We start from the raw sequence: 14767 nt of genomic DNA, 5'->3' as shown, positions 1-14767 counted from the left end.
CATAAATCTGCGCGGTGGTACCAATTTTACCGCTATAGAACAACGGCAATAAGCCCCTAATCCGGCTTTGTCCAACCGGAGTTTCCGGGCTGCTGTGTCTCGTCGTCATCAAGCACGACGAAATCCCCCTCAACCGTTCCGTTGTCAGGGCTCTGCCGGGACCGTGCGGCGCTGCTATTGGTAAAAATAACAGTGCTTTTGTTAACAAAACGTGCAGCACCCCAACGGATAAGCATAGCACGCATCGGTGGCGTTAACAGGATCAGCCCAACCGTATCAGTAAAGAAACCCGGCGTCAGCAGGAGCACTCCAGCCACAAGGATCATCGCACCGTTGACGATCGGGTCCATCGGGCTTTGTCCGGTTTTAAGATTGTTTTGCAATCGCGCTAGTGCCGCCATCCCCTGCAAACGCAACAAATAGGTGCCGATAATCGCTGTCAGAATGACAATCGCCAGCGTTGGCCACAGACCCAGCCAGCCGCCGACCTGAATGAACAGGCCGATCTCGATGATCGGAATGGCAATAAACAGGATTAAAAGCGGCATCTGGCCTCACATTCTCTCTTTTCGCATTCGGTGGACTTGAACCCCACTGTGTCCTAAATAAGTGTGACACGCGGTGAATTCCACCGTCTCTGTAAAAATATGAAAGAGGTTCCATGAACTCCGCCCTAATTCAGTTGCTTGTTCTGGCGGCTATCGCCGTATTTCTAGTGTTGCGGTTGCGTAATGTTCTTGGAACACGCGACGGATACGAACCGCCAGCAGAACGCACCGGCCCAACCACTGGCGGCCCTGCCCGCGACTTCGAAGTGATCGAAGGCGGCCCTGATCCGGACATCGCGGATCACGTCGATCCTGACAGCCGCGCCGGTCAGGCTTTTGCTGCAATGAAGCGCATAGAATCCGATTTCTCTGTATCTGAATTCCAGTCCGGCGCCCGTCAGGCCTATGAAATGATCTTGATGGCCTTTGAAGGGGATGATCTGGACACGCTGAAGGGGTTTCTGTCACCGGATGTCTACGAAAGCTTCGCCGCTGTTGTTGAAGAACGTCAGGCCAAGGGTCTGAAAGTAGAAGCTAATTTCATTGGTATGCGTGAATTGAAGCTGATGGATGCCATGTTCGATCCCGCCAACAACGAAGCAGAAATCACCATGAAATTCGTTGCTGAAATCACGTCCTGTGTCAAAGACGGCTCTGGTGAGATCATCGAGGGCGACCCCAAAGTGATCAAACGTCAAAAAGATGTTTGGACTTTCGCCAGAATTATGGGAAGTGACGATCCGAACTGGCAACTGGTTGCAACCGGAGAGTAACGATAAAACGAACGGCAGAATTTCTACGGGCTGCCGTTCTTGCAATCGGTGCGCTGACACAAACAGCACAGGCAGATACGATGACCGTTAAAGCCGTTTCCTTTTCAGAATTACCAGACTGGGAAACGGATGATCACGGCGCGGCGCTGGCTGTGTTTGTCCAATCATGCGATAAAATCCGCGTGAACAACCAGACACAGGCGCAAGACTGGTCCGAGCTTTGTGCCTTTGCCAAGAAAACCACAGACGCGCGGGCGTTTTTTGAACTTTTCTTCCAACCGGTCCTGATAGAGGACGGCAAGCACACGCTTTTTACCGGATATTACGAACCGGAAATCGTCGGGTCGCGGTATCGGGCCGGTAAATTCCAGTACCCGCTTTATAAACGTCCCCGCGAAATGACCCTCGGCAAGCCGTGGAAAACCCGTGCCGAGATCGAATCCGGTGCTTTGGCCGGTCGCGGGCTGGAACTGGCATGGCTGTCCGATCCGGTTGAGAATTTCTTTCTGCATGTGCAGGGATCCGGCCGGATCAAACTGAACGAAGGCGGCGCCATGCGTGTTGGCTTTGATGGCAAGAACGGCCAACCCTATCGGTCTATCGGGAAAGAAATGGTGCGTCGCGGCATCCTTTCTGCCCATAAGGCTTCGGCGGGACGGATTAAGGCGTGGGTGCGCAAGAACCCCAATGACGGCCGTCGTATCCTTCAACACAACCCTTCTTTTGTCTTTTTCCGTGAACTGGCTGGTCTGGACGTCGAAGCCGGCCCCCCCGGCGCGATGGGGGTTTCTGTTAGCACGGGGCGGACCATCGCCGTGGACGACGATTACATCCCGCTCGGTGCGCCTGTTTGGATTGATAAGAAGGGCAAAGACCCGATCCGCCGCCTTATGGTGGCCCAAGATGTGGGATCGGCCATCAAAGGCGCGCAACGGGCAGATATTTACTATGGTTCGGGGGCCGAAGCGGGCCGTACCGCAGGGCGCATCAAGGATGGTGGGCGGATGTACACGTTACTGCCCCACGCTTCCGTCAAACGCCTGCTGCCGGAGGGCTAGCCTATGGCCCGCAAGAAAAGACGCGCTCTGACTGATGATGAACAGACTCTTTGGAACAAGGTTGTGGAGCAGGTGGAATCCATCGAATCTATGCCGCCCCTGATCACGCAGCCCAATTCCAAACCGGCAAAAAAGAAGCCGACCGCACCAGCGCCGGATATCCAGCCCTTCAAAATCGGTGCGAAGGCACAGGCCAAGGCGAGCACTCGTGCCAAGCCGCCGTCTTTTGTCGATCGCCCGAACCAGACCTCCCCCAATATGGACCGGCGCAACTTTCAGCGGCTGTTGAAAGGCCAGCTGGAGATTGACGCCACGTTGGATCTGCACGGTCTGACAGCGGATCAAGCGCGGATGCAGTTGCAGATGTTCGTGCAGAACGCAAACCGGATGGGGAACCGGCTGATCCTTGTGATTACCGGCAAGGGAAACAAACAGTTTGTGGACGAATTCAACCGCCCTCGCAGTGGTGTATTGCGCACCGGCGTGCCGGAATGGCTGAAAACCGGCCCTGTGTCCCATCTGGTGCTACAGGTCACTCAGGCCCACGGCAAACATGGCGGCGGCGGGGCCTATTACGTTTACCTCAGGCGGCAACGGGCGCGGTGATATCAACGCGGATGCGACGGGTCACATAGGCTGTCCACAGGGACACCAGCACCATGTAAACCGCGTAAGCCACCATCTGGTCAGGGAAATTCACGCCCAGATCAATGCCCCAGCCGGTAAACGCCGGCCCCACAGCAGAGCCAAACACCATTAGTGCCGTTGCCAGTGCCTTGATCGACCCGATACTTCGGGTTCCATAAACCTCTGGCCAGAAAGACGCGCCAATCGTGGCATAGGCTCCGCCGCCGACACCGACAATTGCGAAGGCTATGGCGGCAACAAGTAGGCTGTCGGACATGCCGAGCATGACAAACCCGATGGCCATCGGAATTTGCGAAAAGGCCAGCAACCGGACGCTGCCCCAACGATCTACAGCCCAGCCGCCAAACAGTCCCGAGACCACCAGCGTGGCTGTGTAAATCGGGAAAAGGGCGACCAGTTCCACATGGCTCCAGCCTTTGACCTCTGCCAGATGCACTTGTTGAAAGAACAGGGCGGTGCCAAATGTGCTCGACAATGTTGCGATCGGGATCAGCCCCCAAAACCGCCAATCTGACAGGACTTCTTTTCGGGTCCAGTGTCGGGCTGACATGCCTGTCGCATCCGATGAAGTAGACACATCAGACGGAATGCGCTCCGCCTTTAAAAGCCACAATAACAACGGGATACAGAGGATCAGGAAGACGGCAGAGATCAGCCAGAGGCTTTGCCAGTCGTAGTGCAGCATCAGCGCGACGAAGACGACGGGCAGGATCGCCTGCCCCAGCGCAAAACCTAGCCCCGCGTAGGAAATCGCCTTACCCCGTGCGCGCACAAACCAGCGCGCCATCGCAACAACAGCGATATGAGACAGCATCCCCTGCCCCGTAAACCGCAGCCCGAACACCAAAAACGGAAGCAGCCAGACCGCGCTGATCCGGCTCATGGCAATGCACAACACCGCAAGCGTCGCCATTACCATCACGGCAAGCACACGCACCCGAAAATGATCCGCCGAGCTGCCAGCCCAGATCATTAGCATCCCTGAAACCATTGTCCCAAGGAAATAGAGACCACCCCAATCCCCGTGGGACAGGTCGAAGGCGGACTGTATTTCGCCTGCAAAAATGGAGATGAAGTAGGTCTGTCCAAAGCTGGACAGGAAGGTCAGTAGCACACCGGCTGCCAACCACCGAAGATTATCGCGTATGAACTGGAGTGTGGTCATACGCGATAAAAATCAGGAATTAACGCAAAGGTCACGCGCTAAAGCACGTAGCGGCTGACATCCGTGCTGCGGGCCAGTTCGCCAAGGTTGGCTTCCACATAATCCGCATCAATCAGCACCTTGCTGCCGCCCTGATCCGGTGCGGTGAAGCCCAGTTCATCAAACACCCGTTCAATGATGGTATAAAGCCTCCGCGCCCCGATGTTCTCGACCGAGGCGTTTACCTCTGCCGCGATCTTGGCAATCGCTGCGATGCCGCTTTCATCAAAGCTGACCTCGACATTTTCCGTAGCCATCAACGCCGCATATTGACGGGTCAGCGCATTGTCTGTTTCGGTCAGGATGCGCACGAAATCTTCTTCCGTCAGCGCGCGAAGCTCTACACGGATCGGCAGACGGCCCTGAAGTTCCGGCAACAGATCGCTGGGTTTGGCGATGTGAAAGGCACCGGAGGCGATGAACAGGATGTGGTCGGTTTTCACCGGCCCGTGTTTGGTCGATACGGTGGTGCCCTCAATCAAAGGCAACAGATCGCGCTGCACGCCTTCACGGGACACGTCGCCGCCACGGGCATCGGATTTGGCGCAGACCTTGTCGATCTCATCCAGAAATACGATGCCATTTTCTTCAACGGCAACAACAGCTTCGCGGGTGACAGACTCTTGATCCACCAGCTTGTCGGCCTCTTCGTCGATCAACACTTTGTAGCTGTCGGACACCTTCATTTTGCGGCGTTGGGTGCGGCCTGAAAATGCTTTGCCAAAGATATCGCCAAGGTTCATCATCCCCATGTTGCCACCTGGTTGGCCCGGAATATCCATCATTTGCATGGGGTTGGAGGTATCAGCTACATCCAGTTCGATTTCCTTATCGTCCAACAACCCTTCACGCAGTTTCTTGCGGAACATCTCGCGGGTTTGTTCGCGGCTTTCAGGGCCCGTCAGTGCGTCGAGCACCCGTTCCTCGGCAGCGCCATGGGCGTTGGCCTTAACCTCTTCACGCTTATGTTCGCGGATCATCACGATGGCGCTGTCCACAAGATCGCGCACGATCTGTTCCACATCGCGGCCAACATAGCCCACTTCGGTGAACTTGGTCGCCTCGACTTTCAGAAATGGCGCTTTCGCCAGCTTGGCCAAACGACGGGAGATTTCGGTTTTCCCAACGCCGGTCGGGCCGATCATCAGGATGTTTTTCGGATACACTTCATCGCGCAGGTCGTCAGACAGGTGTTTGCGCCGCCAACGGTTGCGCAGGGCCACAGCCACTGCCCGCTTGGCATCCTTCTGTCCGATGATAAACCGGTCCAGTTCGCTTACTATTTCGCGTGGTGTCAAATCAGTCATTCACTCGTCGCCTTAATTAATCTGCAATTCGTTTAACGGCCAACAGCGCATTAGGGGCCAGTTCGCTCCACTAGCGCGCAGACCGTCGCCGGTCACGCCGAACCGGAAATCTTCTCAACCGTCATATTGCCGTTGGTATAGACGCAAATTTCTGCGGCAATTTCCAAGGCGCGGCGGGCCACCTCTTCTGCGGATTTATCGCTGTCCGCCATAGCGCGCGCCGCGGCGAGCGCGAAATTGCCGCCAGACCCAATGGCCGCCACGTTGTTCTCGGGTTCCAGCACATCACCAGCGCCGGTAATCACAAACAAATCCGTGCCATCCGTGACAATCAGCATGGCTTCCAAATTGCGCAGATATTTGTCCATGCGCCAGTCTTTGGCTAACTCGACCGAGGCTTTCGCCAGTTGCCCCGGAGAGGCCTCCAGCTTGGCTTCAAGCCGCTCCAGCAGGGTAAAGGCATCCGCTGTCGATCCGGCAAAGCCACAAACGACATCATGGCCACCGGGCGAAATCCGGCGCACCTTGCGTGCTGTGCCTTTGATTACAGTTTGCCCCAGTGAAACCTGACCGTCGCCTGCCAGAACCACTTCACCGCCCTTGCGCACGCCGACAATCGTTGTGCCGTGCCAGCCTGGAAATTTATCTTCGCTCATGTATGTCACCATTCTTCTTCTGGTTTCAAATATCCCCGCCGGAGGCTCAAATGGCCAGCCGAAACGAAAAAGGGCGCAGCTTGCGCGCGCCCTTTTGCTCAAACGGGTCCGGATTAATCCAGTTTGCGTTCGATCTCTTCGGTTTCAAAGATCTCGATCACGTCACCTTCGCGGATATCCTCGTAGTTTTCAAAGGCCATACCACATTCCTGACCGCCCTGAACTTCTTTCACTTCGTCTTTAAAGCGTTTCAGGGTTTTCAGTTTGCCTTCGTGGATCACAACGTTGTCACGCAGCAAACGCACACCTGCAGAGCGGCGGGCAACACCTTCGGTGACTTCACAACCGGCAATCTTGCCTGTGCCGGAAATCTTGAAGACTTCCTTGATGGATGCGTAACCGATGAAGGTTTCCTTGATCTCGGCAGACAGAAGGCCAGAGGCCGCAGCTTTCACATCGTCAACCAGATCGTAGATGATGGAATAATAGCGGATTTCCACACCCTTCTGGTTGGCGCTGTTCCGTGCTGGCGCGTTGGCCCGTACGTTAAAGCCGATGATCGGCGCGCCAGAGGCTTCGGCCAGTGTCACGTCGCTTTCTGTGATGGCGCCAACGCCGGAGTGCAGAACCCGGACGCGGACTTCGTCGTTGCCGACTTTTTCCATCGCTTGAACAATCGCTTCGGCAGAACCTTGCACGTCCGCTTTCACCAGAATTGGCAGTTCGGAAACGTTTTCGTCTGCTTTGGCTTTGGCAAGCAACTGATCCAGCGTGGTACCGGCGCCAGCTGCGGCTTTCTTGTCTTTGGCCGCGCTGTGGCGGTAGTCCGCAATTTCGCGCGCTTCTGATTCGCTGGATACAACGTTCAGAACATCACCGGCTTCAGGTGCACCATTCAGGCCCAGAACCTCTACCGGAACAGATGGTCCGGCTTCGTCCACGCGTTCACCCTTGTCGTTGATCAACGCACGAACTTTACCGTACTGCTCACCCACAACGAAGATATCGCCTTTGCGCAATGTACCGTTTTGCACCAGAACCGTGGCAACAGGGCCGCGGCCTACGTCCAGCTTCGCCTCGATCACAGCGCCTTCGGCATTGCGGTTGGGGTTGGCTGTCAGTTCCAGCAGTTCGGATTGCAGCGAGATAGCTTCGAGCAATTTGTCGAGCCCTTCGCCTTTCAGCGCAGACATCTCAACGTCCTGAACATCACCGGACATAGCTTCTACGATCACTTCGTGACGCAGCAGTTCTGCACGGACCGCATCAGGGTCCGCACCGGGTTTGTCCATTTTGTTGATCGCCACGATCATCGGCACTTTGGCCGCATGGGCGTGGTGGATCGCCTCAATCGTTTGGGGCATGACGCTGTCGTCAGCAGCCACAACCAGAACCACGATGTCTGTGACCTGCGCACCCCTTGCCCGCATCGACGTAAACGCCGCGTGGCCCGGTGTATCGAGGAAGGACAACAACGTGCCGTCATCCGTGGTGATCTGATACGCACCGATGTGCTGGGTGATGCCACCGGCCTCGCCTGACACAACGTTGGTTTTACGGATCGCGTCGAGTACGGAAGTTTTCCCGTGGTCAACGTGGCCCATGATGGTGATGACAGGGGCGCGCGGCTCCAGATCTTCGGCTTTGTCTTCAACAGTGATGATCGCTTCTTCAACGTCAGCGTCAGAAACACGCACCACTTTGTGGCCGAACTCTTCCACAATCAATTCCGCAGTATCTGCGTCGATTGTCTGGTTCTGCGTCGCCATGATACCGTTTGTCATCAAAGACTTAACAACAGCAGCGGTCTTTTCGGCCATACGGTTGGCAAGTTCCTGAACGGTAATCGCCTCTGGGACCTGCACGTCGCGAATGATCTTCTCGCGCTCTTGGTTGCCGCCCATTGTTTTGCGGCGTTCCCGCTCTTGTGCGCGTTTCATCGCGGCCATAGAGCGTTGGCGTCCACCTTCGCGCCCCGACAGAGCCTGATTGATTGTCAACTTGCCAGAGCTGCGACGGTCATCGCCGCCTTTGCCACGAGCAGGTTTTTTGTCGTCAGCGCGGGATGGACCTTTGTCGTCCCGTTTCGGACCTTTGGCCGGTGCCTTGGCAGCGGCGGCTTCTACAGCAGCCGGATCAACCGGAGCAACGGTATCCGCAGGTTTGGCTTCGGGTTTCGCCTTGGCCGCGGGTTTGTTCGCTGCTTCCTTGGCGTCCTTCTCGGCCTGTTCCTTGGCGCGCAGACGTTCTGCGCGTTCCTCTTCGGCCCGTTCTTTTTCTTCTTTATCACGGCGGCGCTCGTCCCGCTCTGCCTCGCGGCGTGCGGTTTCTTCTGCCTCTTTGGCAGCGCGCTCGGCTTCTTGTGCCTTGGCCGCGAGCAACGCCTTCTTACGGCGCTCCATTTCCACGTCGGAAATGCCCGGTGCGTTCACGCCACCGGATTTACCACCAGAACCGCCGCCGGATGTGCCCGGTTTTGGCACGATCACACGCTTGCGCTTCTTCTCGACCACAACCGATTTAGTGCGCCCATGGGAAAAACTCTGCCGTACACGGCTTGTAGATGGTCGGCTACCGCCCAACCCCAATGGCTTTTTATCGTCGTCGCTCATTCGTCTTTAACCTTTCACCGCCGGATCGTCCGGCTGCTTTGCCTCTGTTATGGCATCCCTGCCGCGTAGTCCGGCAAGCCTTGTCGCATCGCGTTTGACCGATTTTGTCAAACCCCCGCCGACAAGCGCCGCATGTATCACATAGTCGCGCCCAAAAGCCAAACCCAATTCGGAGGCTGTCAGGCAGGAAATATAGGTATTCTGGCCGTTCGGCGGGCGAAGCTTGCGTTTTTGGGATTCCGAGCCGTCATTTGACTGCAGCAGAACCAAGGCAGCTTCGGAAATTAGCGCGCCTTTGGTCTTTTCAAACCCACAAATAGCATTTCCACCCCTGCGGGCAAGGGAAATCAGGTCCACAAGCCGCTGAACCAGGAGCTGTTCCAACAAGTCCAGCAAGCCATCCGGCACAGTTGCCCGCGCTTTTGCCGCCCTAGAGAACAGATTTTTCTTAATAGAGAGTTCCAGCGCAGATCGCTCTGCGCTGACCCACATGCCACGCCCGGGAAGGCGTTCGGCCAAGTCAGGTGTCACCACGCCGTCTGGCGAGAGGACAAACCGAATGAGCCCTTTGCAGGGCTGAACCTCTCCCGTCGCTATGCAGCGGCGGGTGGTTTCATCGGTTTGTGTCTTTCGTCCAGCGCGACCCAATGGCATATCCCGAAATCTGACGCATCAGACTTCGGACTCCTCGGCTGTTTCGGCGTCGTCTTCTTCGACTTCATCGCCGGCCGCATCTTCGGCAAGTTGCTCTTCTGTGACCCAACCCAGCATCAGGCGGGCTGTCATCACCAGTTGTTGTGCTTCGTCCAGACCCACATCGAATGTTTCCAGCAGACCTTCGTCCTTGACCCGTTTACCATCTACTGTGGTATAGCCACCGGCCAGTTCCCAGTCAGCACAGGTTGCAAAATCTTCCAGCGTTTTCACGCCGTCTTTGGCCAGAGCGACCATCATTTGCGGTGTCAGACCTTCAAAGTCGATCAGGGATTGTTCAACACCCAGTTCCTTGGCTTCTTCAAGCGCCTTGGCGTTCATTTCGTCCAGAGATTCACGGGCACGGGCCTGCAATTCTTCGGCGGTGTCCTGATCAAAGCCTTCAATCGACAGCAGTTCTTCGATTTCGATGTAGGCAACCTCTTCCAATGTGGCAAAGCCCTCGGAAACCAGAAGCTGTGCCACAACTTCGTCTACGTTCATCGTGTCCATGAACAGTTTGGAGCGCTCTTCGAACTCTTTCTGACGACGCTCGGATTCTTCGGCTTCGGTCATGATGTCGATGTCCAGACCGGTAAGCTGGCTTGCCAGTCGTACGTTCTGACCGCGACGGCCGATGGCGAGGGACAGTTGATCGTCCGGCACCACAACTTCGATCCGTTCCGCATCGTCGTCCAGAACAACCTTGGAAACCTCTGCAGGCTGCAAAGCGTTCACAAGGAAGGTCGGCGCGTCATCGTTCCAAGGAATGATGTCGATCTTTTCACCTTGCAGTTCGTTCACAACTGCCTGAACGCGGCTACCGCGCATACCAACACAGGCACCGACCGGATCAATGGAGTTATCAAACGAGATCACACCGATCTTGGCGCGGGAACCCGGATCACGGGCAACCGCCTTGATTTCGATGATGCCATCATAGATTTCCGGAACTTCCATTTTGAACAGCTCTGCCATGAATTCAGGGCAGGTGCGGCTGAGGAAGATTTGTGGACCGCGCATTTCGGAACGGACTTCTTTGATGTAGGCGCGGATGCGGTCACCGTTGCGGAACAATTCGCGGTTGATCAGCTGGTCGCGGCGCAGCACGGCTTCGCCGCGGCCCACATCCACAATCACGTTGCCGTATTCCACACGTTTGACCAGACCGTTGATGATGGTGCCTTCGCGGTCTTTGAATTCGTCGTACTGACGCTCACGCTCTGCTTCGCGCACTTTTTGCAGGATAACCTGTTTCGCAGACTGTGCAGCAATCCGGCCAAAATCCATTGGCGGCAGATCGTCGATCACCCAGTCACCCACTTCGGGGTTGTCCAGATGGGCGCGGGCCTCTTCAACTGTCATCTCGATGAAGTGGTTTTCAACCTCGCCCACGACTTCGCGCACGCGGGTCATTTCCAGTTCGCCGGATTTACGGTCGATCTTGGCGCGGATGTCCAGTTCGGGGCCGTATTTCGATTTGGCGGCTTTGGCGTAAGATTCTTCCATCGCCTGCAACACCAGATCGGGGTCGATCATTTTTTCGCGGGCAACCGCATCAGCGATTTGCAACAACTCCAAACGGTTCGCACTGGTAATGCTCATGACGCGTCCTCTTCGGTTTCAATATCGTCAAACTTGCTTTCATCCAGCCCACCGTCTTTGCGGGCTTTTAAACTTTCTGCGATCAACGCATCGCTGAGAACCAGCTTGGCGTCGGACAGCCATTCAAATTTTAGACCGATGATGCCTTGGGGAATTTCGATCAGCACCTCGCCGTCTTGCGTCCCGCGCACTTCACCTTTGAAGCGGCGCTGGCCGTCGATCAATTCGCTGGTTTCGATCTTGGCTTCATAGCCTTCCCATGCGTCGAAGTCTTTCAGCCGCGTCAGGGGGCGGTCGATACCGGGGCTCGATACTTCCAACGCGTAATCCCCGTCAATCGGGTCTTCCACGTCCAGAATGGCCGAAACCTCGGTCGAAATTTTGGCGCAATCATCAACCTCGATACCGCCTTCGGGGCGTTCGGCCATGATTTGCAGAATGGTTTGCTTGCCGCTCATCAGGCGCAGGCGCACCAATTCGTACCCGAGATCTTCGATCACGGGCTGGACAATTTCTGCCAATCGTTTGTCGATGGCCGCTTTCGCGATCAGATCAGACATGGATATGGTCCCTTAGGCTACGGTGTCGGGCACAGGATGTGTCAGGCACAAAAAAACGGGCGCGCGGCCCGTCGTGAAATCCGATGGAAGTCTGGGGTTGGAGGCCAGTCTTACCGCTGTTGAAGTGGATATACGCTTGCGAATCGGAAAAGGCAAGCCACGCTTTCAGAATAAGCAACGGGGCGCGATCTGTTGCCTGTTACCACGGCACTGGTTTTCCGGCCCAGTCGAAGAATTGTCCGGATTGATCGGGTGTCAGATCGTCCAGCACGCGGATCAGATTGGCGGCGGCGTCTTCGGGCGGGACCGAAGCGTGGTTGCGGTAGTTTTCGGTAAACGGCGTGGTAACTGTTCCGGGATGCAACACAACGCAGATCGCCTGCTTGTGACTGCGGCCAAGTTCAATCGCCGCCGTGTGGATCAACTGGTTGAGCGCCGCTTTGGACGCACGGTAAGAATACCAGCCCCCAAGACTATTATCCCCGATAGAACCGACCCGCGCCGAAAGCGCTGCGAACACAGCTCTTTCCCTCTTTGGCAACAGGCGCTGTGCATGTTTCAGCACCAGTGCTGGTCCTGTAGCGTTCACCGCGAATTGCGCGGCGAGCGTTTCGGGATCAAGCGCCTTTAGCGACTTCTCCGGTTCCAGATTGTCAGAGGTTAGTGCCCCTGTAGCGGTGATGATCAAATGGAACGGTGCGTCGAGCCGGCCCAGCGCCTGTTCGATTGCGGTTTCATCGGTAATATCAAACCCGTCAGCGCTGCGGGACAGGGTGGTGACATCATGGCCATCAGCACGCAGCTTTTCCGCCAGCGCGCGGCCGATGCCACCGGAGCCACCCAGAACCAACGCACGTTTTGCGGCTGAGTCGGTCATGGGTTGAGGTATAGCAGCGAAGCGTTCAGCACAGTCGCAAAGCTGACCCACGCGGCATAGGGGAGGAACAGAACGGCCGAAATCCGGTCTCTGTTCCAGCTTGTCAGGATAAAGCCGAAGATCGCGGCCAGCATCAAAAGGATCACCCCAAGCGCGAGATCCAAACGGTGTGCGCCAAAGAACAAGGGCGACCAAGCGAAGTTCAGAAACATCTGGGCAAACCACAATTTCATCGCGGTGCTGCTGCGATCAAGATGCCAAATGCGCCAGCCCGCAATCCCGATTAAGATATATAGCGTCGTCCAAACCGGACCAAACACCCAAGCTGGTGGATTAAACGGGGGTTTAACCAATGTGTCAAACCACGGACCGGGGGCTGTTGAAACCCCAATCAATGCGCCACAGACAACCACGCCGGTGACAAAAACCACAAGTGACAGTAGGTTGGATTTTACCGAAACCATTTTCAGCCCTTTCGAGTGCTATGCCCCGACAGGGCACGCCCTTGAAATAGACGGGGCAGGGCGTTCGTCAAACTGCGTCTACATAAGTGCGCATTTCAAAATCGCTCACCACGGCTGCAAATTTTGCCATTTCCTGCCGTTTCGCCAGTACAAAAGATGTAATCAGCAGCGGATCGAAAATCTCGGCAATCAGGGTGCTCTGTTCAAAGGCGTCCACCGCGCTGTCCCAGACTTTGGGCAGTTGTGACAGGTCCGGATCATAGCCGTCACCCACAGTCGGGGCAGGGGGCATCTTTGCGCGATCTATCCCCCGCAGGGCCGCGCCGAGTATGGTGGCCAGCACCAGATACGGATTGGCGTCAGCGCCAGATACCCGATGTTCAATCCGCCGCGCTTCGTCCGGTCCGCCGGGAATACGCACAGCAACGGTGCGGTTTTCATATCCCCAAGCCACAGCACTTGGGGCGTGGCTCATCGGGGCAAAACGGCGGTAGGAATTCAGATGGGGCGCGAAGATCGCCATCGACTCCGGCATGGTGTCGAGCAATCCGGCCACCGCATGTAACAGCGTGTCCGAGCCTTCCTCGGTGCCATTGGCGAAGATATTATTCCCTTCCGCATCCAAAACCGAGAAATGCACATGCAGTCCGCTGCCCGATCTGTCACCAAACGGTTTCGCCATGAAGGTAGCCGATCGTTCGTGTTTACGGGCCACCGCGCGCACGATCCGTTTGAACATCATCGCATCATCTGCCGCGCGCAGCGGGTCCGGCACATGGTTGAGGTTGATCTCAAACTGTCCCGTACCATTTTCCGAAATCGCGGCATCAGCGGGAACACCCTGTTCTTCGCACTGGCGGTAAACTTCGTTCAGGAAGGGTTCAAAATGATCCAACTCGTCCAGAGACACCGTGGCATAGGTTTCCGAAATGCGGTCTGACATTTGGCTGGTGGCGAAATCCGAACCGGGATCGGTGACGTAAAACTCCAGCTCGGTCGCCACGACAACGGTTAACCCGCGGTCGGCGTATTCCTGAACCACCTGACCCAACGCCTGACGGGGATCGGCCATAAACGGGGTGCCGTCCTCATTGGCGAACATTAGTTGCACAAAGGCAGTCGGTTCCTCGCCAAGACTGGACAGAGTGACGCCCCGCTCAGTTGCCAGACACAAACCGTCACCATCACCGGATTCAAAAACCAGCGCGTTTTCTTCCACATCGTGGCCCCAGACATCTACCACTGCCAGCGACAAGGGCATCCGCAAACTCCCGTCGAGAACTTTCTCAAGGCTGGAGATTGGCATCCGTTTTCCCCTGAGCTGTCCGTTCAGATCGTAAGAACCCGCTTGCACAGAGGTCACATCAGGGTTTTGCTCTATCCAATGGGAGGCCATCTTTGCCGTAGTCATAAATTCACGATTATTCCTTTTGCTTGTGAAATGGGTGATCCATGCGCTGTGAGGCGTCAACTGAAATCATCGGTGCGCTGGCGATTTACACGCCTGTTTGGCCACAGCAGGGGCAGGGAATCAGCGTAGTGATCGCGCAGAACGCACTAGTGGCACCCCCTGCCGCCTGCTTGGGAAATTTCATGACAAGTTTCCGAAAATTCTCAACACCAGGTGGGTACACCTTTGTTTCTACGTGCAAAAAGATTGTTTCATTGTGTCCAATGCCCCAACAATACCTGAATCTGACGGGTGAATGTCCCTTTATCTCCCAATTCGTGACGCATTTGCGGACCATAACGACCGGCATTG

At 56.1% G+C, this 14767-nt stretch carries 14 protein-coding genes; 3 read left to right on the top strand and 11 right to left on the bottom strand.

Features of this window, described 5'->3' with window-relative positions:
- Positions 1-56 precede the first annotated feature (56 nt).
- Entirely contained in the window at positions 57-548 is a 492-nt protein-coding gene (locus IEX10_RS09675) for an FxsA family protein (protein ID WP_188673948.1), read from the bottom strand.
- Between the two features lie 113 nt (positions 549-661).
- Between IEX10_RS09675 and IEX10_RS09670 the strand changes: the two genes are divergently transcribed.
- The 3 genes from IEX10_RS09670 (at position 662) to IEX10_RS09660 (ending at position 2985) form a co-directional block, all read left to right on the top strand.
- The gene (locus IEX10_RS09670; protein ID WP_188673945.1) at positions 662-1321 is read left to right on the top strand and encodes a Tim44/TimA family putative adaptor protein; all 660 of its coding nucleotides are present in this window, start codon (positions 662-664) and stop codon (positions 1319-1321) included.
- 80 nt (positions 1322-1401) lie between these two features.
- Positions 1402-2379 (top strand): murein transglycosylase A, encoded by a 978-nt coding sequence (gene mltA / locus IEX10_RS09665; protein ID WP_188673942.1) that lies wholly within the window; start codon positions 1402-1404, stop codon positions 2377-2379.
- A 3-nt stretch (positions 2380-2382) separates the two neighbouring features.
- A complete protein-coding gene (locus IEX10_RS09660; protein WP_188673939.1) occupies positions 2383-2985 on the top strand; it encodes a Smr/MutS family protein in 603 nt (200 codons plus the stop codon).
- On the opposite strand, the gene IEX10_RS09655 is transcribed toward IEX10_RS09660, so the two are convergent.
- The 10 genes from IEX10_RS09655 to IEX10_RS09610 all read right to left on the bottom strand — a co-directional run bounded on the left by IEX10_RS09655 (position 2963) and on the right by IEX10_RS09610 (position 14416).
- A complete protein-coding gene (locus IEX10_RS09655; RefSeq protein WP_229678495.1) occupies positions 2963-4141 on the bottom strand; it encodes an MFS transporter in 1179 nt (392 codons plus the stop codon). The two genes, IEX10_RS09660 and IEX10_RS09655, sit on opposite strands and share 23 nt — an antisense overlap.
- An 89-nt stretch (positions 4142-4230) precedes the next feature.
- Positions 4231-5538 (bottom strand): ATP-dependent protease ATPase subunit HslU, encoded by a 1308-nt coding sequence (gene hslU, locus IEX10_RS09650; RefSeq protein ID WP_188673933.1) that lies wholly within the window; start codon positions 5536-5538, stop codon positions 4231-4233.
- A 92-nt stretch (positions 5539-5630) separates the two neighbouring features.
- On the bottom strand, positions 5631-6194 hold the full coding sequence (gene hslV, locus IEX10_RS09645) for an ATP-dependent protease subunit HslV (protein ID WP_188673930.1): 564 nt from the start codon (positions 6192-6194) through the stop codon (positions 5631-5633).
- Positions 6195-6307: 113 nt separating this feature from the next.
- A complete protein-coding gene (infB, locus tag IEX10_RS09640) occupies positions 6308-8806 on the bottom strand; it encodes a translation initiation factor IF-2 (protein ID WP_188673927.1) in 2499 nt (832 codons plus the stop codon).
- Between the two features lie 6 nt (positions 8807-8812).
- Complete coding sequence (locus IEX10_RS09635; protein WP_373287465.1) at positions 8813-9454, bottom strand: RNA-binding protein; 642 nt, start codon at positions 9452-9454, stop codon at positions 8813-8815.
- 24 nt (positions 9455-9478) lie between these two features.
- Positions 9479-11104 (bottom strand): transcription termination factor NusA, encoded by a 1626-nt coding sequence (gene nusA, locus IEX10_RS09630; protein WP_188673920.1) that lies wholly within the window; start codon positions 11102-11104, stop codon positions 9479-9481.
- A complete protein-coding gene (gene rimP, locus IEX10_RS09625; protein ID WP_188673917.1) occupies positions 11101-11664 on the bottom strand; it encodes a ribosome maturation factor RimP in 564 nt (187 codons plus the stop codon). Before rimP ends, nusA begins: the two co-directional genes overlap by 4 nt.
- Positions 11665-11863: 199 nt before the next feature.
- Entirely contained in the window at positions 11864-12541 is a 678-nt protein-coding gene (locus IEX10_RS09620; protein WP_188673913.1) for an SDR family NAD(P)-dependent oxidoreductase, read from the bottom strand.
- Positions 12538-13005 (bottom strand): TspO/MBR family protein, encoded by a 468-nt coding sequence (locus IEX10_RS09615; RefSeq protein ID WP_188673911.1) that lies wholly within the window; start codon positions 13003-13005, stop codon positions 12538-12540. Before IEX10_RS09615 ends, IEX10_RS09620 begins: the two co-directional genes overlap by 4 nt.
- Before the next feature lie 67 nt (positions 13006-13072).
- Entirely contained in the window at positions 13073-14416 is a 1344-nt protein-coding gene (locus IEX10_RS09610; RefSeq protein WP_188673908.1) for a glutamine synthetase family protein, read from the bottom strand.
- Positions 14417-14767 lie beyond the last annotated feature (351 nt).

This window comes from Neptunicoccus cionae, from assembly GCF_014643735.1.
Classification (GTDB): domain Bacteria; phylum Pseudomonadota; class Alphaproteobacteria; order Rhodobacterales; family Rhodobacteraceae; genus Amylibacter; species Amylibacter cionae.
Note: the sequence above shows the minus strand (reverse complement) of the source record. Positions and strands in the feature narration are given on the sequence as shown.